We start from the raw sequence: 19149 nt of genomic DNA, 5'->3' as shown, positions 1-19149 counted from the left end.
TCCGACCACAAGATCGCGGCGTTCCGGATTATCCGGGACGCTGTCTGAAGAAGATGCTGATATGAAGAAACTGCGATCACGCGTTACCACGGATGGGCTCGACCGGGCCCCGCATCGTGCATTCATGCGTGCCATGGGGCTCGACGACGCTGCGATCGCCAGGCCGATGGTGGGCATCGTCAGCATGAAGGGCGAGCAGACGCCCTGCAACATGACCCACGACTTCCAGGTGGCTGCAGCCAAGACCGGAATCGAGGAAGCCGGCGGCACACCACGGGAATTTTCGACAGTCTCGGTTTCCGACGGCATCAGCATGAATCATGAGGGCATGAAGTTCTCGCTGTTCTCGCGGGAGCTGATTGCCGACTCGATCGAGGCCGTGGTTCATGGCCTGGCCTACGATGCGTTGATCGGATACGGCGGATGCGACAAGACGCTTCCCGGAGTGATGATGGGCATGGTTCGCTGCAACGTGCCGTCCATTTTCATCTACGGCGGCAGCTCGCTGCCGGGGCGCATTGACGGACGAACGTTGACGGTGCTCGACTCTTATGAAGCTGTCGGGAGCTTCATGACGGGCGAGATCGACGGCGCCACGCTCGAGCGGATCGAGCGCGCCTGCCTGCCGACGATCGGCGCGTGTGCCGGCCAGTTCACGGCGAATACCATGGGCATGGTGTCGGAGGCGATGGGGCTGACCATTCCCAACGTCTCGATGGTGCCGGGCGTCTATTCCGAGCGTGCACAGATCTCGCGACGTGCGGGGCGCCTGATCATGGAGATGCTGGAGCGCGGCGGGCCGTTGCCACGCGACATGGTGACGCGGAAATCCCTGGAGAACGGCGCGGCGATCGTCGCCGCGACGGGCGGCTCCACCAATGCTGCCCTGCATCTGCCGGCGATCGCGAACGAGGCCGGAATTGCGTTCACGATCGATGATGTGGGTGAGGTCTTCGCCAGGACGCCCTTGATCGGGAATTTTCGGCCCGGAGGCAAATATACGGCGAAGGATGTCTACGATATCGGCGGCGCTGCGGTCATAATCCGTGAGCTGATCCAGAGCGGGCATATCGACGGCAACTGCTTGTCCATTACTGGCCGCACACTTGCCGAAGAGTATGGTGCGGCGAATGCGCCCGACGGAGAGGTCGTGCACGCGGCTGGCGCGCCGATCATGGCTGACGGCGGCGTCGCGGTGCTGAAAGGCAACCTCTGTCCCGACGGCGCGGTGATCAAGGTTGCAGGTTTGAAGAGCCTGTTCTTCGAAGGCGTGGCGCGGGTTTTTGAGGATGAAGAAGCCTGCGTCGCCGCCGTTCGCGACCGCAGCTACAAGGCGGGCGAGGTTCTCGTGATCCGCAATGAGGGGCCGGTCGGCGGACCCGGCATGCGCGAGATGCTCGGCGTCACGGCGCTGATCTACGGGCAGGGCATGGGCGAAAAAGTGGCGCTGATCACCGATGGCCGGTTCTCTGGCGCGACCCGTGGCATGTGCATCGGCTACGTATCGCCCGAGGCTTTTGTCGGCGGTCCGCTGGCGCTTGTTCGCGACGGCGACAGCATCAGGATCGATGCGGCGAACCGACGGATGGATGTCCTGCTCGAGGAGCAGGAACTCGCCGCGCGGCGACGCGAATGGAAGCAACGACCGCCCCGTCACCGCGCAGGTGCGCTTGCCAAATACGCGCGCCTGGTCGGGCAGGCGCCGGGCGGAGCCGTTACGCATGAAGGCCCGGCGGAATGGCCGTGGTTCGAATGACGCGCCGCGCTTGTGCGAAAATGACGACCTGTCTGGCAGGCTTCTTGCTAAGCTCGTCCCGTGAAGGGTCGTGCGAGTGAGGCGGAAGACGGGATGACGATAGTGCCTGCGAGATCGAGCGAATGGGTGAGACCGGTGGCGCAACAGGAGCCGGCTTCTGCAATCATCGAGATCGATCGCGTCTCGCAGGTCTTCCAGACCTCGGCGCGCAAAGATCATGTGGCGCTTTCAGACATCTCGCTCACGATCGAGGAGGGAGCCTTCGTCTCCATCCTTGGCCCGTCCGGCTGCGGCAAGTCGACACTGCTCTACATTGTCGGCGGATTCGTCAGTCCGACCAGCGGTGCGGCGAAGATGAAGGGGCAGGCGATCACGGCGCCCGGTCCGGATCGCGGACCGGTGTTCCAGGAATTTGCGCTGTTTCCCTGGAAGACCGTGCTCGGCAACGTGATGTACGGGCCACGTCAGCAAGGCGTTCGCGCCACCGAGGCCGAAGCGCAGAGCCGGGCCTTGATCGAGATGGTCGGCCTCAAGGGCTACGAGAACTTCTACCCCAAGGAATTGTCCGGCGGCATGAAGCAACGCGTGGCATTGGCGCGGACGCTTGCTTATCATCCCGAAGTGCTGCTGATGGACGAGCCGTTCGGCGCCCTCGACGCGCACACGAGGACACGCCTGCAGAACGATCTTCTGAACATCTGGGAGCGTGACCGCAAGACGGTGCTGTTCGTCACGCATTCCGTCGACGAAGCGGTCTTCCTCTCCGACAAGGTCGTCATGATGTCGAAATCGCCCGGACGGATCCGGCAAGTCATCGACATCGACCTGCCGCGGCCGCGGCGCCGCAATGAGCTGTTGCTCGACCCGCGTTACCAGAAGTACGTCGTCGATATCGAGCGGATGTTCGATGAGAGCGACGAAGGCGGCGTGTCCGCATGATGTCGCCGGCTGCCGTGACCAAATACGCTGCCCCGGTGCTCGCCTGCATTGGACTGCTGGCGGTGTGGCAAGTCGCGTCACTGGCGCTGAAGAACGACAGCTTTCCGACGGCGATCGAAGCGATCAGTGCGATTCCCAGCATCCTTGGCGACAAGGAATCCTTGATCAACATCCTGGCCTCGCTCCGGCGCATGGCGATGGGATTTGGCGCGGCCGTGCTCGTGTCGATTCCGCTTGGTCTTTTGATGGGACGTAGTGCTGCGATCGCGGCCTTTTTCAATCCGCTCCTGATGGTGATCTATCCGGTGCCGAAGGCTGCCTTGATGCCGATCATCATGCTGTGGCTGGGTGTCGGCGACATCACGAAGACGCTCGTGATCTTCCTCGGGGTCAGTCTGCCCGTGATCTATCACAGCTTCGAAGGCGCCAAAGCGATAGAGGAGAAGATGCTCTGGTCAGGCGTCGCGATGGGGCTCTCACCGCTGCAACGCCTGGTGCGCATCGTGCTGCCGGCGGCGCTCCCGGAAATTCTGACGGGGTGTCGTACGGGATTGGTGCTGGCGCTGATCACGATGATCACCAGCGAGATGATCGCCCGTCAGTCGGGCGCTGGAAACATCCTGTTCAATGCGCTCGATATGGGCCAATACGACACCGTATTTGCGATGATTATCATCGTGGGAGCGATGGGAATCTGCCTCGATGCAATCTTCGAACGAGTCCGCGCAAGATTGGTGCGCTGGTCCGAACCTCAGTTCGACATGCCGCTGAGTTTCTCATGATGTCGCGGTTTCTCTCACCAAGTGTCGCTCTTGGGATCGCCCCGATCGTCATGGTGATCGCGCTGTGGCAGGGCCTGGTGTCTTTCGGCTTCGCGCCAGCAGTTCTGCTGCCGCCGCCAGGCTTCGTCTTTGGCCGGTTATTGCAGCAGCTTGTGACTTCAACATTCCAGCAGGAGATCGCGGCGACGCTGATCAGGCTGTTTGCCGGTTTCGCGATTGCTGTCGTGGTCGGTGTCAGCGTCGGCATCGCCGCTGCAGCAAGTCCGGCGATCAACGCCGTGGTCCGGCCGATCGTGCGTGTCTTGGCTCCTCTGCCCAAGGTCGCGCTCTATCCGGCGTTGCTGCTGCTGCTCGGATTTGGCCACGGATCGAAGATTACTTTGGTGGCTGCCGATGCTCTTTTCCCGATCCTGCTGTCCACCTATTACGGTGCATCGACGGTCGAGCAGAAGCTGATCTGGTCGGCCATGGCGGCGGGAACGCCGCGCCGCGAAATCCTCTTCAAAGTGGTGCTGCCGGCGGCGATGCCGTCGATCCTGACCGGGTGCCGGATTGGCCTTGTCATTTCCTGCATCGTGGTGTTTCTGGCCGAAATGATCACGTCGACGGACGGATTGGGACACGCCCTCGTGACGGCGGCCCGAACCTTCCAGGCGGTGGACATGTTCGTGCCGCTGATCACGATCTCGCTGCTGGGATTGATCCTGAACGGGCTGCTGGGAGTCCTGCGCTCTTACCTGCTCCGGGGCTTCCCCGAAGCGTAACAAACAAGAATTCAGAAGACCGGGAGTGGACCATGCTGGCTGACCGCATCGAAGCAAAATGGATCGACGCGTTTTGCGAGATTTTCGAACGTTGCGCCGTCAAGGCGGGCGATACGGCTGCGATCCTCTCGGAAACCCAGTCGCGCGCCTTGAACGTGCATCTGGCGGAATTGGCCCTGCTGCGCATGGGGGCCCGGCCGTTTCACGTGGTGATGCCAACACCGCGCAACCGGAATATCGTTCCGGTTCGCTCCACCGGCGCGAGCGAGGCGATTCAGCGGCTCGGCCCGGTCATCACCGCGCTTCAGCAGGCGGGTTTTGTGGTGGATTGTACCATCGAAGGCCTCATGCACGCGGTGGAGACGCCGGAGATCCTCAAAGCCGGCGCGCGCATCCTGGTGATCTCGAACGAGCATCCCGAGGCCCTGGAGCGCATGGTGCCGGATTCCGCGCTCGAGAAGCGCGTTCGTGCAGCGGCCAAGATGCTGCGTGGAACGAAGCGCATGCGGGTCACCTCGAAGGCAGGCACGGCGCTCGATGTCGACATGGTCGGGGCGTCCACGGTGGGCGTATGGGGCTGGACCGACAAGCCCGGCACGCTGGCGCATTGGCCGGGCGGCATCGTCGTCAGCTTTCCGAAGAGCGGGACCATCAACGGCACGCTGGTGATGGCGCCCGGCGACATCAATCTGACCTTCAAGCGTTACCTGACCTCGCCGGTGAAGATGACGCTGAAGGACGATTATGTCGTCGAACTGGAAGGCGACGGCACGGACGCGGCGATGATGCGCGCCTATCTCGCCGCCTGGGGCGATCGTGAGGCCTATGCGGTTTCCCATGTCGGCTTCGGCATGAACCCCGGCGCTCGCTACGAGGCGCTGTCCATGTACGACCAGCGCGACACCAACGGCACCGAAATTCGGGCCGTCTCCGGCAACTTCCTGTTCTCGACCGGCGCGAATGAGTTCGCAGGGCGCTATACGGCAGGGCATTTCGACCTGCCGATGATGGGAACGACGATCGAACTCGACGGCGTTGCCGTGGTCCGGGAGGGGATGCTCCAGGACGTCTTCGGCTAATTGCTGCCGAGCACCGGGGGGCGCGCCAGCCCGAAGTGGCGGAGCAGATCGACCATGGCCTGGAGCCGTTTCGCGCGGTACGCGTCGACGTCGAGGCCTGAGTAGTCGAGAAAGCCTGCTCCTGTGCGCAGGCCGATCCGGCCTTCATGCATGTTGCGTGATATGACGTCCGGCGCCCGGTACCGGTCGCTGCCGAGCGCGCCTTCCAGATACCTGCTCGCGTAGTAGAGGATGTCGCCGCCGCCCCAGTCGATGAATTCGAGCAGGCCGAGCACGGCATAGCGGAAGCCGAAGCCGTAGCGGATCGCCTTGTCGATCTCCTCCGCGCTGGCCACGCCCTCTTCGACCATGCGCGCGGCTTCGTTCATCGCCAGCGCCTGGATGCGCGGGACGATGAAGCCGGGTGTGGCGGCGCAGACCACCGGTACCTTGCCGATGCCTTCGAGCAATGCCTTGACCTCGTCGATGACAGCCGGGTCGGTGGCCTTGCCTGGCGAAATCTCGACGAGCGGGATCAGATAGGCCGGGTTGAGCCAATGCACATTGAGGAAGCGGCGGGGATTCACGATCGCGCCGGAGAGATCATCGACGAGGATCGTCGATGTCGTCGATGCAATGATGGTGTCCGGGCCGACTTGTCGCGACGCTGCCGCCAGCACCTCGCGCTTGAGCTCGACCACCTCGGGAACGCCCTCGAAGACCATGCCGGCCTCGGACAGAGCTGCAGCGCTTCCGCCGGCCGCGACAACCGAGACGCGCGCGATCAGCAGATCGACATCCGCCTCGGCCAAGAGCCCCAGCTTCGACAGACTGGCGAAGGTCTTCCTGACTTCACCAAGCGCGTCCGCTTCGAGCTTGGCGAACTCCTCGGCCGAGCGCGCCTTGATATCGATCATCGTGACCCTGTGCCCCGCATAAGCGAAGGCGACGGCGATGCCCCGGCCCATGCGGCCAGCGCCGAGACAGGCGATATTGATGCGATTGGTCATCGATCAGAATCCATTGCGGAGCAGCGTCTGTAGTTCAGCCTTGCTGAGATTCCCGAGCCCGAGCGTCTCGAGCGTTCGGCCACCTCGGGCAAAATCTTCGCCGCAGATCGCGCCGCCGATCGACAGGAACGCGTTGGCCAGCGGCGTTGCAACGCCGGCCAACCCGGCGACGGACACCAGCAGCGATAGCCCAAGCCGCAGGTCTTCCCGCATGTAGCGGTGCTCGGTCAGCACGATCCGCTCGCGCCAGTCGCCGGAATCGGTCAGCCGGTCGTGCGAGCCGCGGCCGTACATCCAGATCTCGCCTTTCTTCGCGTAGTGATGCGCGAGCGGGAAATGCGGCGCGCCGTAGCCAAGCGCCTCGCGCACCGCGATGCGCTCGTCATCGAGCGCGTCGGTGACCCGGCGGATCGCCGCTTGCGTGCCTTCCTTGTGAATGTCCCAGCGCTCGAAATGTTCGATCGGCCCTGCGTTCATCACGATCAGCGGCGGATGGATGATCGGACCTGCGTTCATCAGCGCCCCGGACAGCGCGTCTCCGCAGGGCTCAATAACGCCCGGGAATGCACGTCCGATCACGTCGAGGGCATGCGGCGCCTGATCAAGCGGGAACACCCCGACCGGAAGTCGCTTGGCGCGGATGGTGATCGCCACCTCGAACGGTCCATGCTTGCGCGTCAACCAGGGCAATGTGCCGGTTTCCGCAAAGCTCGCCTTGGCCCGGTTTCCAGCATCCTGTGCGGCCTTGGCGAAGATCATCGAGCCGAATGTCGCCGGCGGCAGAAACACGACCTGGCCGTCCCGCAGATGCGGGGCAAGCAGCCGAGCGATATCTGCTTGCGCGAAAGCAGGTGCAGGGCACAGGATCAGCTCCGTGCCATCGACGGCTTCGGCCATGTCGGTCGTGACCAGGGCGACCTCCACGTCGTGACGGCCGTTGTGATCCTTGACCAGGATGCGCGTCCCGGCGGCGCGCTGCGCCGCGACCTGATCGGCATCGCGGCGCCAAAGCCGAACCTCGTGCCCCGATAGCGCAAAATCGCCCGCGGCCGCGAAAGAGCCGTTTCCCCCACCCAGAACTGCGATCTTCAAGATGCTTCTCCTTGCCCGCGGGATTGCGCATCAAGCTGTTTCAGCAGGAAATGCTGAACCTTGCCCAGCGCCGTCCGCGGCATGTCGGTGACGAAGACGATGTCGCGCGGAACCTTGTAGCGCGCGAGCTGCGCCTGAAGATGGGCCCTCAAATCGTCCGCTTCGAGCCGGCAGCCGGATCTCGCAATCACATAGGCGATCGGCACCTCGTCCCAGCGCGGGTCTGGCCGGCCGATCACCGCGCATTCGCTTACATCAGGGTGTTCGAGCAGGACGCGTTCGACCTCGGCCGGGTAGACATTCTCGCCGCCGGAAATGATCATGTTCTTCTTGCGGTCGCGAACCCAGAAATAGCCATCGGCATCGCACAGGCCGATGTCGCCGGTGCGATACCAGCCGTCGTGCAATGCGTCGCGCGTCGCGGCCTCGTTGCCCCAGTATTCGAAGAACACATTGGGCCCGCGCACCGCGATCTCGCCCGGTGTGCCCGCCGGCAGTTCGTTGCCGGCCTGGTCGATCACTTTCGCCTCACAGCACAAGCCGGCAAGGCCGGTCGATCCGGCGCGCGACAGATCGCCGCCAAGCCGCGTGTAGACGGCGATCGGGCAGGTTTCCGTCGAACCATAGACCTGAAGCACGGGGACATTGCGCGCGACGAAGCGCTCGATCAGGTGCGGCGGCACGATCGTCGAGCCGGTGGCGACGGCCTTGAGTGACGAGAGATCGGTGGTCGCCCAGGCGGGATGTTCGCTCACGGCCTGGATGACCGCGGGCACCATGACTGTGAGTGTCGGCCGCTCCTGCTCGATGGCGGCGAGTGCTGCGTCCGGCGTGAAGCGAGCGTGCACCGTGACAGTGGCGCCCAATTGGAGCGCGGGCGTGGTCTGGATGTTGAGGCCGCCGACATGGAAGAACGGCAATACGGTGAGTACGTGGTCATCGGACGTCATGTTGTGCATGTGCTGGCTCATGACGCCATTCCAGAACAGCGCCTCCTGGCGCAACACCGCACCTTTCGGCCGTCCGGTCGTTCCCGACGTGTAGACGATCAGCAACGGGCAGGAGAGGTCGGTGTGTGGATTTCGACCGGTGCCGCCGCTCCCAGCCAGCAGATCCTCGAATGTCATGCCGCCGGGCGGCGCGAAGTCGAGGCCGACGACGGATTTTCCCGGGGCGGTCTGCCCCAGCTCGGCAAGCACTCCGGAAAACGCCTGCTCGAGCACCAGGACCTTGGCGCCGGCATCGCTCAGAATGAAGAGTTGCTCCGCCACCGCAAGCCGCCAGTTCAGTGGCACCAGCATCGCGCCGAGCCGCGCGCAGGCGTAGAGCAGAACCAGGTAATCCGGCCTGTTCAGGCTCAAGATCGCGATGCGGTCACCGCGGCCGACGCCGAACTCCTGTTTCAAAGCCGTTGCGGTCCGTTCGATGCGTGCGGCGAATGCGGCATAGCTCAGCCGTTCGCCTTCGAAGGCAATGGCCGTCTTGTCTGGCGCGAACGCCGCGTTGCGGTCGATCAGGCTGCAGAGGTCCACGGTCAGTCGTCCGTTTCGCCGGCCTCGTACAGCGCCTCGCGCCCGATCCGGTCGAGGCAAAGCTCGGCGGTCCAGGGCAGCATCAGCGAGCCGCAACGGCTGTCGCGATAGATCCGCTCCAGCGGCAGCGAGCGCAGCATCGCCTGGCCGCCACAGGTGCGGATCGCGAGCGCGGCGAGCTCATTGGCTCCTTCCATCACCGAATATTGCGCGGCATAGGCCCGCAACACCTGCTCCTTGCTCGGATTGGCGCAGGCTTCGGTGACAGCCTGGAACCAGATCCCCTTGATCTGCTCCAGCTTGATCTGCATCTGCGCGACGGCGATCTGCTTGGTCGGGTACATCCTGCGCTTGACCGGCGGCATGCCCGGGACCTCGCCGCGCAAGTAGTGCACCGTGAAGTCGTAGGCGGCCTGCGCGAGGCCCATATAAGTCGGCGACAGCGTCAGGAACATGTGCGGCCAGCGCATCGCAGCCTGGAAATAGACGCCGCGCGGCATCAGCGCGGAATCCTCCGGCACGAACACGTCCTTGAACAGGAGGGTCCGAGAGACCGTGCCCCGCATGCCGAGTGGATCCCAGTCGCCGACAACCGAGACGCCGTCTGATTTGGCCGATATCGCGAGGTATAGCGTGTTGCGGCGCGACGCCTTCTCGCCTTCCTCGATCTCGGTGCAGAGCACGCCGTAATAGTCGGCGTGGCCTGAGAGCGATGCAAAGATCTTCTTGCCGTTGACGATCCAGCCGCCCGCGACCGGCCTTGCTTCGGTGCCGAAAGCGACGCCGCCTGCAGCGGCAGCGCCACCTTCGGAGAACGGTTGCGAGTAAATCGCACCGTCCGCGACGATGCGCTTGTAATGGACCGCACGCCGCCGCTCGTGCTCGGCACGGGTCTCCGCATCCATGTCGAGATCGTCGGCGAGTGGCCCCGACCACAGGGTCGAGCAGACATGCATGTTCCAGGTCAGCGCGGTGGCGCCGCAATAGCGGCCGATCTCGGCCGCCGCCAAGGCATAGGTCTGGTAGTTCGCGCCGAGGCCGCCGTGTTTTTTCGGCACGGCAATGCCGAGCAGGCCGACGCGATGCAGATCGCGATAGTTTTCGGTCGGGAAGGTCGCCTCGCGATCGTAAGTGGCGGCGCGGCCGGCAAACACGGTCTGGCCGATCTCCCTTGCGCGGGCAATGATGCCGGCCTGCTCGTCGCTCAGACGAAATGCGATGGGATCGAAGATCGGCGCATCCAGCGCGACCTTGTTGGTCGTGTCGAGGGTCTTACTGACTTGCATGGTCATTGCGCAGTCACCTTACGCTTTGCTCGCGAGAGAGTTCAGAAACCCGCCTAGGGCATCGTCGAAGGCATCAGGGCGCTCGAGATTGGCGAGATGGCCCACACCGGCGAGCTCAACATACTTAGCCCCGGGGATATAGGTCGCCGTCTTTGCCATCATGGGCGCAGGTGCGTTGTTGTCCTTCGAGCCGGACAGCAGCAGCGTCGGCACGGAGATGTTCCCAAGCGTGCTGCGTTGATCGAAGCCGATCAGAGCCAGCATCATGGCGCGATAGCTTGCTTCGGGCACGCTTCCCATGCATTCGCGCGCCAGCTCCATGCCGTCCGGATCGGGATCGTCGCCGACAAGCTCTTTCACCAGTGATGGCGCCAGAGACTTCATTGTCTCGCCGCGATCGAGCGGCCCTAGCCGTGCAGCGATGAATGATTTCTGCCAGTCGCCATCTGCCTTGCCGAAGGCAGGGCTGGTCTGCGCCAGCACAACCGCACGTGCCAGTTTGGGAGATTCCACCAGCCACCTCTGGACGATCATGCCGCCGATGGAATGGCCGACCAGAACAGGCCTGCTGACATCGAGCTGTTCGATGAATCGTTGGAGTGCCTCCGCCAGGGCAGCGATGCTGACGCTGGCGAGCGGTTCCGATCCGCCGTACCCCGGCATATCCCATGCGATAGCGCGGAAGCGGTCGCTGAATGTGGCAAGCTGCCGCCGCCAAGCCCGTGCGGCACCGCCGATACCATGCAGGAATATCAAAGGTATCGCAGCCGGATCGCCCGCGGCTTCATAGGCGAAGCGTCCGTCTTTTGTTATCATTGGCACAGGCTGCGACACGCGACATCCTTTTGCTGGGGCCCTTTGATGCTAACAGGCCTGCTGGCATTGGAAAGCGATAATTTTATACTTAAAGCAATTTTCGGGCCGCTCTCCTGTTCTACATTCGCGGGGTGCGAGCGGCGGTTCGTTGCAAAAATTTGAAGGTTAAAATATATCGGCAGAACGATCACGAGATCGAGGGAGCCTGCGCATGTCCGGATTGCCGCATTTGCCGCACGCGCTGGTGACCGGTGGCGGTCGCGGCATCGGCCGCGCAATCGCTGCTTCTCTCGTCGGCGCTGGCGCAACCGTAACTGTGCTTGGCCGCAACGCGGCGGTTCTCGAAGAGGCAGTCAATGCAGGTGCCGCGCACTTTGCCGCCGTCGCTGACGTCTCGAACGAAACGTCAATGAACGCCGCCATCGCCGCAGCGAGTGCGCACAAGCCGATCGATATCCTGATAGCCAACGCCGGCAGCGCTGAATCGGCGCCATTTTCGAAGTCGGACTCGGCCCTTTTTGCGCGCATGATGGATGTCAATTTCATGGGCGTGGTTCACGCCGTCCGTGCCGTGCTGCCGGGCATGAAGGATCGTCCCTACGGCCGCATCGTCGCGGTTGCGTCCACCGCCGGGCTCAAAGGTTACGCCTATGTCAGCGCGTATGCTGCCGCCAAGCACGCCGTCGTCGGTCTGGTGCGCTCCCTTGCTCTCGAAATGGCCGGAAGCAAGGTGACCGTGAATGCGGTGTGTCCCGGTTTCACCGACACCGACCTGGTCGCCGGCAGCATCGAAAACATCATGAAGAAGACCGGCAGGACCCGCGAGCAGGCGATCGCCGAGCTTGCGAAGCACAATCCGCAGGGGCGTCTGATCACTCCCCAGGAGGTGGCCGATGCGGTGCTCTGGCTTTGCGGCGAGGGCGCCGGCGCGATCACCGGACAGGCGATTGCGGTTGCCGGCGGTGAAATTTAGCATTTGTGTGCAATGCGGAACAGGGAATCCAAGGAGATCGCATGAGCAGGCCAGCCAATCCCGTCACCCTCCCGCTTGCAGATTATTCGCCTCAGCATTTTTTGCTGGCTGTGGTCGACGGCGTCGCGACGGTCACGCTCAATCGGCCCGAGCGGAAGAATCCCCTGACATTCGAGAGCTATCGGGAATTGACCGATTTCTTCCGCGCCTGCGCCTTCGACGACGCGGTCAAGTGCATCGTCGTCACCGGTGCCGGCGGTAATTTCTCGTCGGGCGGTGACGTGTTCGAGATCATCGGTCCGCTCGTGAAGATGGACACCAAGGGGCTGACTGCCTTCACGCGCATGACCGGCGACCTCGTCAAGGCGATGCGGGCATGTCCTCAGCCGATCGTGGCCGCGGTCGAGGGCATCTGTGCCGGGGCCGGGGCCATTATCGCCATGGCATCCGACATGCGCCTTGCGGCGAGCGGCGCCAAGGTGGCATTCCTGTTCAACAAGGTGGGCCTCGCCGGCTGCGACATGGGCGCCTGCGCAATCCTGCCGCGGATCATCGGGCAGTCCCGCGCCTCCGAGCTGCTCTACACAGGCCGGTTCATGACCGCGGACGAGGGCGAGCGCTGGGGCTTCTTCAGCCGCATCGTCACGCCGGAGCAGGTGTTGTCCCAGGCGCAAGTTCTGGCGAAACAGATTGCGGAGGGGCCGACCTTCGCCAACACCATGACCAAGCGAATGCTGGCGATGGAATGGGCGATGTCGGTGGAGGAGGCGATCGAAGCGGAGGCGGTTGCCCAAGCGCTGTGCATGACCACGGCGGATTTCGAGCGCGCCTTCGAGGCTTTCGCCAACAAGGTCAAGCCGGTCTTCAGGGGCGATTAGTCTGGTCGCCCTTATGGCGGCGCACCAACAACGGGGACTTGCGCGAAATTATTTTAGGCTTAAAATAGTTTCATGGCCGGGTGAATTGGCGAGGCTCCCATGAAAGTCGCGATCATCGGTGGCGGACCTGCGGGTCTCTATGCTGCAATCCTGCTCAAGAAGCAGCGCCCGAGCGCCGACATCACGGTCTACGAACGCAACCGGCCCGACGACACCTTCGGTTTCGGCGTAGTGTTCTCGGACGCGACACTCGACAATTTCGAGAAGCACGATCTCCCGAGCTATCGCCGTATTACTCAGGAATTCGCCTATTGGGACGATATCGCCGTGCATTTCCGCGGCACGGTGCATCGCGTCGGCGGCAACGGCTTCTGCGGCTGCTCGCGGCAGAAGTTGCTCCTGATCCTCCAGGAACGAGCACGCGAGCTGGGCGTCGCGCTGCATTTCGAAGTGGACATCGACGACGAGACCCGATTCGCCGACGCCGATCTCATCCTGCTCGCGGACGGCATCAACAGCCGCTTCCGCGAGAAATATATCGAGCATTTCCAGCCCGAGGTCGACGTCCGTGCCAACAAGTTCGCTTGGATGGGCTCTACCAGACCGCTTGATGCTTTCACCTTCATCTTCCAGGAGACAGAGTGGGGGCCGTTCATCGCCCATGCCTATCAGTATGAGGCCGGGCACTCGACCTGGATCTTCGAGACCGATCCTGAAACGTTCGAGCGCGCGGGGCTGACGGGCCTCGACGAGGCTCAGTCCGCCGCGCGGATGGCGGATATCTTCGGCTGGTTCCTGGGTGGGCACAAGCTGCTGACCAACCGCTCGATGTGGCGCAACTTCCCGATGATCCGCAGCAAGCGCTGGGTCAAGGACAACATGGTCCTGCTCGGTGACGCCAAGGCCAGCGCGCATTTTTCGATTGGATCTGGCACCAAGCTCGCGATGGAAGACGCGATTGCGCTGGCCGAAGCCATGGAGAAGGCGCCCAGCATCGAGGCGGCGCTGGAGGTCTACGAGCACGGCCGCCGCGAGGAGGTCGAAAAGACGCAGCATGCCGCCGACGTCTCCCTGGTCTGGTTCGAGCATGTCGACCGCTTCTGGGATTTTGACCCGGTGCAGTTCGCCTTCGGCGTCATGACGCGCTCGAAGGCGATCACCTATGACAATCTCAAGCTCCGCGCGCCGGATTTCGTGGCCGAGGTCGACAAGTCGTTTGCCAGACAGGTCCGGAGCAGCGGCTTCGATGTCGACACCGAGCGGCCCTTGGTGCCGCTGTTCCAGCCATTCCGTTTGCGCGAGATGAAGCTCGCCAATCGCGCGGTTATGTCGCCGATGTGCATGTATTCGGCCAAGGAGGGGGTGCCGACGGATTTCCACCTCGTGCACTACGGCTCGCGCGCGATTGGCGGCGCCGGGCTGATCTTCACCGAGATGACTTGTGTCAGCCGCGACGCCCGGATCACGCCCGGCTGCGCCGGTCTCTGGAACGACGAGCAGGAAGCCGCATGGCGACGCATCGTGGACTTCGTCCACGACAACTCGGCCGCAAAGATCTGCCTGCAACTGGGGCACGCCGGCCGCAAGGGCGCAACCAAATTGATGTGGGACGGCATGGACCGGCCGCTCGAGCAGGGCGGCTGGGACATTTTCTCGGCATCGCCGTTGCCCTATTTCCCCGATAGCCAGGTGCCGCGCGAGCTCGATCGCGCCGGCATGGACGCGGTGAGGGATACTTTCGTTGCGGCGGCCGAGCGCGGCGAGCGCTGCGGCTTCGACATGTTGGAGCTACACTGTGCCCATGGCTATCTGCTCGCGAGCTTCATCTCGCCGCTGACCAATACCCGCACGGACCAGTATGGCGGTTCGCTCGAAAACCGGCTGCGGTTCCCGCTCGAGGTGTTCGAAGCGCTGCGCGCGGCATGGCCCTCGCACAAGCCGATGTCTGTGCGCATCTCTGCAACCGACTGGGTCGACGGCGGCATCACCGGCGATGATGCCGTCACCATCGCGCGCGCCTTTGCCGAGGCCGGGGTCGATCTCATCGACGTTTCGACCGGCCAGACCGTGCGTGACGCGCAGCCGATCTACGGGCGCATGTTCCAGACACCGTTCTCGGATCAGGTCCGCAACGAGGCGCGCGTCGCCACCATGTGCGTCGGCAACATCACCACGGCGGACCAGGCCAACACGATCCTGGCCGCGGGCCGGTCGGATCTCGTTGCGCTGGGCCGTCCGCATCTCGTCGACCCCTTCTTCACCATGAAGGCGGCGGCCTGGTACGGGGCAAACGACGCCTTCTGTCCTCCGCAATATCTGCCCGGAAAAGACCAGATTTTCCGCAACAGCGTCCGCGACCGGCAGGACCTCGAAGAGCTGAGGATTAAGGCTAAGCCCAAGACCCGGGCCGAGCTCAAGGCCGAGGCGACAAAGCCGCTTGCGGCGGAGTGACCGCCCGTGCGACGTTAACCCGTTGCCTGTGTTTCGAGTGGAGTTAGGGCGATGAAGGCGATTATCGTCGGCGGCGGTATCGGTGGTCTCACCACGGCATTGATGTTCCGCTCGCGCGGCCTTGACTGCGAGATCTACGAGCAGGCCGACACCATTCGCGAGCTCGGGGTCGGCATCAACACGCTGCCGCATGCCATGCGCGAGCTCGCCGGCCTTGGCCTGCTCCAGAAGCTCGACGATGTCGCGATCCGCACCGATCAGCTTTATTACCTCAATCGCCACGGCCAGGAGGTCTGGCGCGAAGCTCGCGGCATCGAGGCCGGCCACGACGTGCCGCAATTCTCGATCCATCGCGGCCGCCTTCAGGGCGTGATCCATCGCGCGGTCGAGGAGCGGCTCGGGCGAGAGGCGATTCACACCGGTTGCCGGCTCGGTGCGTTCACGCAGGACGAGGGCGGCGTCACCGCTTACTTTTTCGATCGCGCCGGCGCCCATGTCCACACCGCGCGCGGCGATATCCTGATCGGCGCCGACGGCATCCACTCACGCGTCCGAGAGACACTGTTTCCGAACGAGGGCCCGCCGTGCTGGAACGGCCTCATGCTGTGGCGCGGTGCCCGGGACTGGCCGCTGTTTCTGACCGGCAAGTCCATGATCGTGGCCGGCGGTCTCAATGCCAAGGTGGTGATCTACCCGATCGCGGAAGGATCGAGCCCGGCAAGCCGCCTCACCAATTGGGCGGTGCTGGTCAAGGTGGGTGAGGGCAACGTGCCCCCGCCCCGGAAAGAAGATTGGTCGCGGCCGGGCCGCCGCGAGGAACTGATGCCGCACGTCGCCCGCTTCTCGGTTCCCTATATCGACGTGAAGAGCCTGATCTCGGCGACGCCCGAGTTCTACGAATATCCAACCTGCGATCGCGATCCCTTGCCCTATTGGTCATCGGGGCGCGTCACGTTGCTCGGCGATGCCGCTCATCCCATGTATCCGGTCGGCTCCAACGGCGCCTCCCAGGCCATCCTCGACGCGCGCTGCCTTGCGGATGCGCTGGTGCGTGCCGAACATCCGCGCCAGGCCTTGCTCGAATACGAGAAGAAGCGCCTGCCGATGACGGCCGAGATCGTCCGCTCCAACCGGCGCGGCGGGCCTGAAGGCGTCATCGACGCCGTCGAGCAGCTCGCGCCCGACGGCTTCGACAACGTCGACAACGTCCTGAGCTATTCCCAGCGCGAGGCCATCGTGCGCGGCTATGCCACCAAGGCCGGCTTCGCCGCCGTGCCGGGACTTGCTGCGGTGCGCGCCTGACGCGTGCCGCTAGCCGCCCGGAGGCGGCGGCAGGAAGTGGATGTTGAACTCGGCGGCCAGCGCAACGACGTCCTCGGGCTTCTGCTCCTTCATGTTGTGAAGGCCCCAGAACAGGTCGAACAACTTGCGGCTCGGGGAGACCCAGAACAGCACCTTTGCGGTCTGCTCCGACTTGTTGAAGATGCCGTGAGGCACGCCCATGCCGAGGCGGATCAGGTCGCCGGCGCTGGCCTGCGACTCAGAATCGCCGAGCATGAAATCGAGCTTGCCCTCCAGCATGTAGAGATACTCATCCTGATCGGGATGAATGTGCGGCGGCACGAACGTGCCTGGCGGCAGTGTCGCATGCCAGGAGAAGCTGTGTTCGGCGTAGCTCTTCGGCACATAGGTCTGGCCGAGGATGTTCCAGGAGATGCCCTGGATGCCCTCATTGGCCCGCGTGATGCCGGTGATTTCGCTCTTCATTGCAGTCCTCCCTTAACGCGACGCTCGGCTTAATTCGTCGCCTTGCAATCCTTGGCATAGCGGTCGCCGTAATTCTCGAAGACCTTCTGCACGATCTCGGTCTGGAATTTGCCGTCGGGACGCTTGGCGACCTTGGTCAGGTAGAAATCCTGGATCGGATAGCCGTTGGTGTTGAACTTGAACGCGCCGCGCAGCGAGGTGAAGTCGGCTTTCTTGATCGCTGCCCGGACGGCGTCCTTGTTCGACAGATCGCCCTTCACCGCCCTGACGGCACTGTCGATCAGCATCGCGGTGTCATAGGCCTGGAAAGCGTAGGTTCCAGGCACGCTGTTGTAGGCGGCCTCATAGGCGGCGACGAACTTCTTGTTCTGGGGATTGTCGAGATTGGGGGCCCAGTTCGCGCCGCCGAACATGCCGACGGCTGCATCCTGCTGCGCGGGCAGCGTCGATTCATCCACGGTGAAGGCCGAGAGAACCGGAATGCTGTCGGCGAGCCCTGCCTGCCGATACTGCTTGACGAGGTTGACGCCGAGGCCGCCCGGCATGAACGTGAACAGCGCATCCGGCTTCTGCGAGGAGATCTTGGAGAGTTCCGGCTGGAAATCCAGCGTGTTGAGCGGCATGTAGGACTCTTCGACGATCTCGCCCTTGTAGTCGAGCTTGAAGCCGGCCACCGAATCCTTGCCGGCCTGATAGTTCGGCACCATCAGGTACATGCGCTTGTAGCCGCGATCCTGCGCGACCTTGCCGAGGATCTCGTGAACCTGATCGTTCTGATAGGACGTCACATAGAAGAACGGGTTGCAGTCCTTGCCGGCAAAGGTCGACGGGCCGGCGTTGGGGCTGATCAGGAACGTCTTCGATTCCGTAATGGGCCGGTGAATCGCCTGCAGAATGTTGGAGAAGATCGGTCCGACCACGAAGTCGACCTTCTCGCGCTCGAGGAGACCCTTGACCTTGGTGACCGCCGCATCCGGCTTGAGTTCATCATCGACCACGACGACCTCGACATCGCGGCCTCCCATCTTGTTGCCGAGATCTTTGACTGCGAGCGCGAACCCGTCCCGTACCTGTTGGCCGAGCGCAGCCGCTGGCCCGGACAGGGTCACGATCACGCCCAGCTTGATCTTCTCCTGGGCGAGGGCAGGGGTCATCGCGGTGCCAAGCAGCAGGGTGGCTGCGGCCAACGTCATTTTCATCTTCATGATCTGTCCCTCGTGACTATCGGCAAGCGCTGCGAGCCGCATACTCAATCCAAGCTTATGCTGACGATGGCTGCCGCGGCAAGCAAGCTCAAGGCATCGTCATCTCGGCAGGCGGTGTGCATGCAAGCAGCGCGCCAATCATTTGAAGCCTAAAGGAACTGGCGTGCGGTCGATTGTTGCAGCTTTGGACTTGCGGCCGGCGCCGATTTACTTGAAGCTCAAAACGTTGGGGAATCCGTGCCGACGCCAATGTTGGCCGTGAGTGACTGCATCAACATGCTCGATTCCGAGACCAAGGCCGTCGAAACACCGGAGGACCACGCCGAAGAACTTCGGCTGTGGTTGCGGCTCTTGACCTGCACGACGCTGATCGAGGGCGAGGTGCGCGGCCGGCTGCGGCAGCGGTTCGACGTCACGCTGCCCCGTTTCGACCTGATGGCGCAGCTCGACAAGGCGCCCGACGGTATGACGCTGTCCGATGTCTCCAAGCGCATGATGGTGTCGAACGGCAACGTGACCGGCCTGGTGGAACGGCTGGTCGAATCCGGCCATCTCGACCGGCGGACGTCGGAGACCGACCGCCGCGTCCAGGTGATCCGCCTCACAAAGCTCGGGCGCTCCGAGTTCCGCCGGATGGCTGCAGAGCACGAGACCTGGATCGCCGATCTCTTCGCCGATCTCACGCCGAAGGATGTGCGCGAATTGATGCGGCTCTTGGCCAAGACCAAGGCGTCGGCGCAGAAATCGGCCGCGCGGCGCCGGCCGTAGGCGCAAGCCGGCAGGCGCGCCCAGTCCCTTCTGCCGCAGGAAAAAGCACGGCATGCCCAAAATCCGCTATTG

17 protein-coding genes are annotated in these 19149 nt (G+C 63.4%); 10 read left to right on the top strand and 7 right to left on the bottom strand.

Translation table 11 applies throughout. The annotated features are described in order from the left end of the window. Window positions 1-61: 61 nt before the first annotated feature. The 5 genes from ilvD to ASG57_RS17870 all read left to right on the top strand — a co-directional run bounded on the left by ilvD (window position 62) and on the right by ASG57_RS17870 (window position 5320). Window positions 62-1756 carry a dihydroxy-acid dehydratase gene (ilvD, locus tag ASG57_RS17890; RefSeq protein ID WP_024342385.1) on the top strand — a complete coding sequence of 565 codons (1695 nt, stop codon included), beginning with the start codon at window positions 62-64 and terminating at the stop codon, window positions 1754-1756. A gap of 93 nt (window positions 1757-1849) precedes the next feature. Next, window positions 1850-2695, top strand: coding sequence for an ABC transporter ATP-binding protein (locus ASG57_RS17885; protein WP_024342384.1), 846 nt, complete (start codon window positions 1850-1852; stop codon window positions 2693-2695). After that, complete coding sequence (locus ASG57_RS17880) at window positions 2692-3477, top strand: ABC transporter permease (protein ID WP_057196892.1); 786 nt, start codon at window positions 2692-2694, stop codon at window positions 3475-3477. The genes ASG57_RS17885 and ASG57_RS17880 overlap by 4 nt, the downstream gene beginning before the upstream one ends. Next, complete coding sequence (locus ASG57_RS17875; protein WP_502690801.1) at window positions 3477-4241, top strand: ABC transporter permease; 765 nt, start codon at window positions 3477-3479, stop codon at window positions 4239-4241. Before ASG57_RS17880 ends, ASG57_RS17875 begins: the two co-directional genes overlap by 1 nt. Before the next feature lie 32 nt (window positions 4242-4273). Next, window positions 4274-5320: a 2,5-dihydroxypyridine 5,6-dioxygenase NicX family protein gene (locus tag ASG57_RS17870; RefSeq protein WP_057196890.1), complete on the top strand. Its 1047-nt coding sequence runs from the start codon at window positions 4274-4276 to the stop codon at window positions 5318-5320. Here ASG57_RS17870 and ASG57_RS17865 read toward each other — a convergent pair. Genes ASG57_RS17865 through ASG57_RS17845 form a run of 5 tightly spaced genes read right to left on the bottom strand, consistent with a single transcriptional unit; the run spans window position 5317 to window position 11035 of the window. After that, window positions 5317-6309 (bottom strand): 3-hydroxybutyryl-CoA dehydrogenase, encoded by a 993-nt coding sequence (locus ASG57_RS17865; RefSeq protein ID WP_057196889.1) that lies wholly within the window; start codon window positions 6307-6309, stop codon window positions 5317-5319. The genes ASG57_RS17870 and ASG57_RS17865 overlap by 4 nt on opposite strands. A gap of 3 nt (window positions 6310-6312) precedes the next feature. Next, window positions 6313-7401: an NAD/NADP-dependent octopine/nopaline dehydrogenase family protein gene (locus tag ASG57_RS17860; RefSeq protein WP_024342379.1), complete on the bottom strand. Its 1089-nt coding sequence runs from the start codon at window positions 7399-7401 to the stop codon at window positions 6313-6315. Further along, window positions 7398-8933: a class I adenylate-forming enzyme family protein gene (locus ASG57_RS17855; RefSeq protein ID WP_024342378.1), complete on the bottom strand. Its 1536-nt coding sequence runs from the start codon at window positions 8931-8933 to the stop codon at window positions 7398-7400. Before ASG57_RS17855 ends, ASG57_RS17860 begins: the two co-directional genes overlap by 4 nt. 2 nt (window positions 8934-8935) lie before the next feature. After that, entirely contained in the window at window positions 8936-10225 is a 1290-nt protein-coding gene (locus ASG57_RS17850; protein ID WP_024342377.1) for an acyl-CoA dehydrogenase family protein, read from the bottom strand. A 12-nt stretch (window positions 10226-10237) separates the two neighbouring features. Further along, window positions 10238-11035, bottom strand: coding sequence for an alpha/beta fold hydrolase (locus ASG57_RS17845; protein WP_051160748.1), 798 nt, complete (start codon window positions 11033-11035; stop codon window positions 10238-10240). Between the two features lie 211 nt (window positions 11036-11246). Here ASG57_RS17845 and ASG57_RS17840 point away from each other — a divergent pair, with 211 nt between their 5' ends. From ASG57_RS17840 to ASG57_RS17825, 4 genes are all read left to right on the top strand, one after another. Then, window positions 11247-12008: an SDR family NAD(P)-dependent oxidoreductase gene (locus tag ASG57_RS17840; RefSeq protein ID WP_024342375.1), complete on the top strand. Its 762-nt coding sequence runs from the start codon at window positions 11247-11249 to the stop codon at window positions 12006-12008. A 41-nt stretch (window positions 12009-12049) separates the two neighbouring features. Beyond that, on the top strand, window positions 12050-12886 hold the full coding sequence (locus ASG57_RS17835; RefSeq protein WP_024342374.1) for an enoyl-CoA hydratase family protein: 837 nt from the start codon (window positions 12050-12052) through the stop codon (window positions 12884-12886). 99 nt (window positions 12887-12985) lie between these two features. Continuing rightward, window positions 12986-15337 (top strand): bifunctional salicylyl-CoA 5-hydroxylase/oxidoreductase, encoded by a 2352-nt coding sequence (locus tag ASG57_RS17830; RefSeq protein WP_057196888.1) that lies wholly within the window; start codon window positions 12986-12988, stop codon window positions 15335-15337. Window positions 15338-15388: 51 nt separating this feature from the next. Next, window positions 15389-16639 (top strand): flavin-dependent oxidoreductase, encoded by a 1251-nt coding sequence (locus tag ASG57_RS17825; RefSeq protein ID WP_057196887.1) that lies wholly within the window; start codon window positions 15389-15391, stop codon window positions 16637-16639. Window positions 16640-16648: 9 nt separating this feature from the next. Here ASG57_RS17825 and ASG57_RS17820 read toward each other — a convergent pair whose 3' ends face one another. Together ASG57_RS17820 and ASG57_RS17815 are read right to left on the bottom strand one after the other, a co-directional pair. Further along, window positions 16649-17104, bottom strand: coding sequence for a cupin domain-containing protein (locus ASG57_RS17820; protein ID WP_057196886.1), 456 nt, complete (start codon window positions 17102-17104; stop codon window positions 16649-16651). Between the two features lie 29 nt (window positions 17105-17133). Continuing rightward, window positions 17134-18309, bottom strand: a complete 1176-nt coding sequence (locus ASG57_RS17815) for an ABC transporter substrate-binding protein (RefSeq protein ID WP_024342370.1) — start codon at window positions 18307-18309, stop codon at window positions 17134-17136. A 249-nt stretch (window positions 18310-18558) separates the two neighbouring features. On the opposite strand from ASG57_RS17815, the gene ASG57_RS17810 reads away from it, so the two are divergent. Beyond that, window positions 18559-19077 carry a MarR family winged helix-turn-helix transcriptional regulator gene (locus ASG57_RS17810; protein WP_057196885.1) on the top strand — a complete coding sequence of 173 codons (519 nt, stop codon included), beginning with the start codon at window positions 18559-18561 and terminating at the stop codon, window positions 19075-19077. Window positions 19078-19149 lie beyond the last annotated feature (72 nt).

Source organism: Bradyrhizobium sp. Leaf396, assembly GCF_001424605.1.
Lineage (GTDB): Bacteria > Pseudomonadota > Alphaproteobacteria > Rhizobiales > Xanthobacteraceae > Bradyrhizobium > Bradyrhizobium japonicum_C.
This window is presented reverse-complemented; position numbering and strand designations above follow the sequence as displayed.

What these genes read in the sequence shown, in the direction of transcription:
- ASG57_RS17870 (WP_057196890.1), top strand. Translation starts at nt 4,274, where the DNA reads ATGCTGGCTGACCGCATCGAAGCAAAATGGATCGACGCGTTTTGCGAG.
- ASG57_RS17835 (WP_024342374.1), top strand. Translation starts at nt 12,050, where the DNA reads ATGAGCAGGCCAGCCAATCCCGTCACCCTCCCGCTTGCAGATTATTCG.
- ASG57_RS17820 (WP_057196886.1), bottom strand. Translation starts at nt 17,104, where the DNA reads ATGAAGAGCGAAATCACCGGCATCACGCGGGCCAATGAGGGCATCCAG.
- ilvD (WP_024342385.1), top strand. Translation starts at nt 62, where the DNA reads ATGAAGAAACTGCGATCACGCGTTACCACGGATGGGCTCGACCGGGCC.
- ASG57_RS17815 (WP_024342370.1), bottom strand. Translation starts at nt 18,309, where the DNA reads ATGAAGATGAAAATGACGTTGGCCGCAGCCACCCTGCTGCTTGGCACC.
- ASG57_RS17850 (WP_024342377.1), bottom strand. Translation starts at nt 10,225, where the DNA reads ATGACCATGCAAGTCAGTAAGACCCTCGACACGACCAACAAGGTCGCG.
- ASG57_RS17865 (WP_057196889.1), bottom strand. Translation starts at nt 6,309, where the DNA reads ATGACCAATCGCATCAATATCGCCTGTCTCGGCGCTGGCCGCATGGGC.
- ASG57_RS17830 (WP_057196888.1), top strand. Translation starts at nt 12,986, where the DNA reads ATGAAAGTCGCGATCATCGGTGGCGGACCTGCGGGTCTCTATGCTGCA.
- ASG57_RS17885 (WP_024342384.1), top strand. Translation starts at nt 1,850, where the DNA reads ATGACGATAGTGCCTGCGAGATCGAGCGAATGGGTGAGACCGGTGGCG.
- ASG57_RS17875 (WP_502690801.1), top strand. Translation starts at nt 3,477, where the DNA reads ATGTCGCGGTTTCTCTCACCAAGTGTCGCTCTTGGGATCGCCCCGATC.
- ASG57_RS17840 (WP_024342375.1), top strand. Translation starts at nt 11,247, where the DNA reads ATGTCCGGATTGCCGCATTTGCCGCACGCGCTGGTGACCGGTGGCGGT.
- ASG57_RS17810 (WP_057196885.1), top strand. Translation starts at nt 18,559, where the DNA reads ATGTTGGCCGTGAGTGACTGCATCAACATGCTCGATTCCGAGACCAAG.
- ASG57_RS17880 (WP_057196892.1), top strand. Translation starts at nt 2,692, where the DNA reads ATGATGTCGCCGGCTGCCGTGACCAAATACGCTGCCCCGGTGCTCGCC.
- ASG57_RS17845 (WP_051160748.1), bottom strand. Translation starts at nt 11,035, where the DNA reads ATGATAACAAAAGACGGACGCTTCGCCTATGAAGCCGCGGGCGATCCG.
- ASG57_RS17825 (WP_057196887.1), top strand. Translation starts at nt 15,389, where the DNA reads ATGAAGGCGATTATCGTCGGCGGCGGTATCGGTGGTCTCACCACGGCA.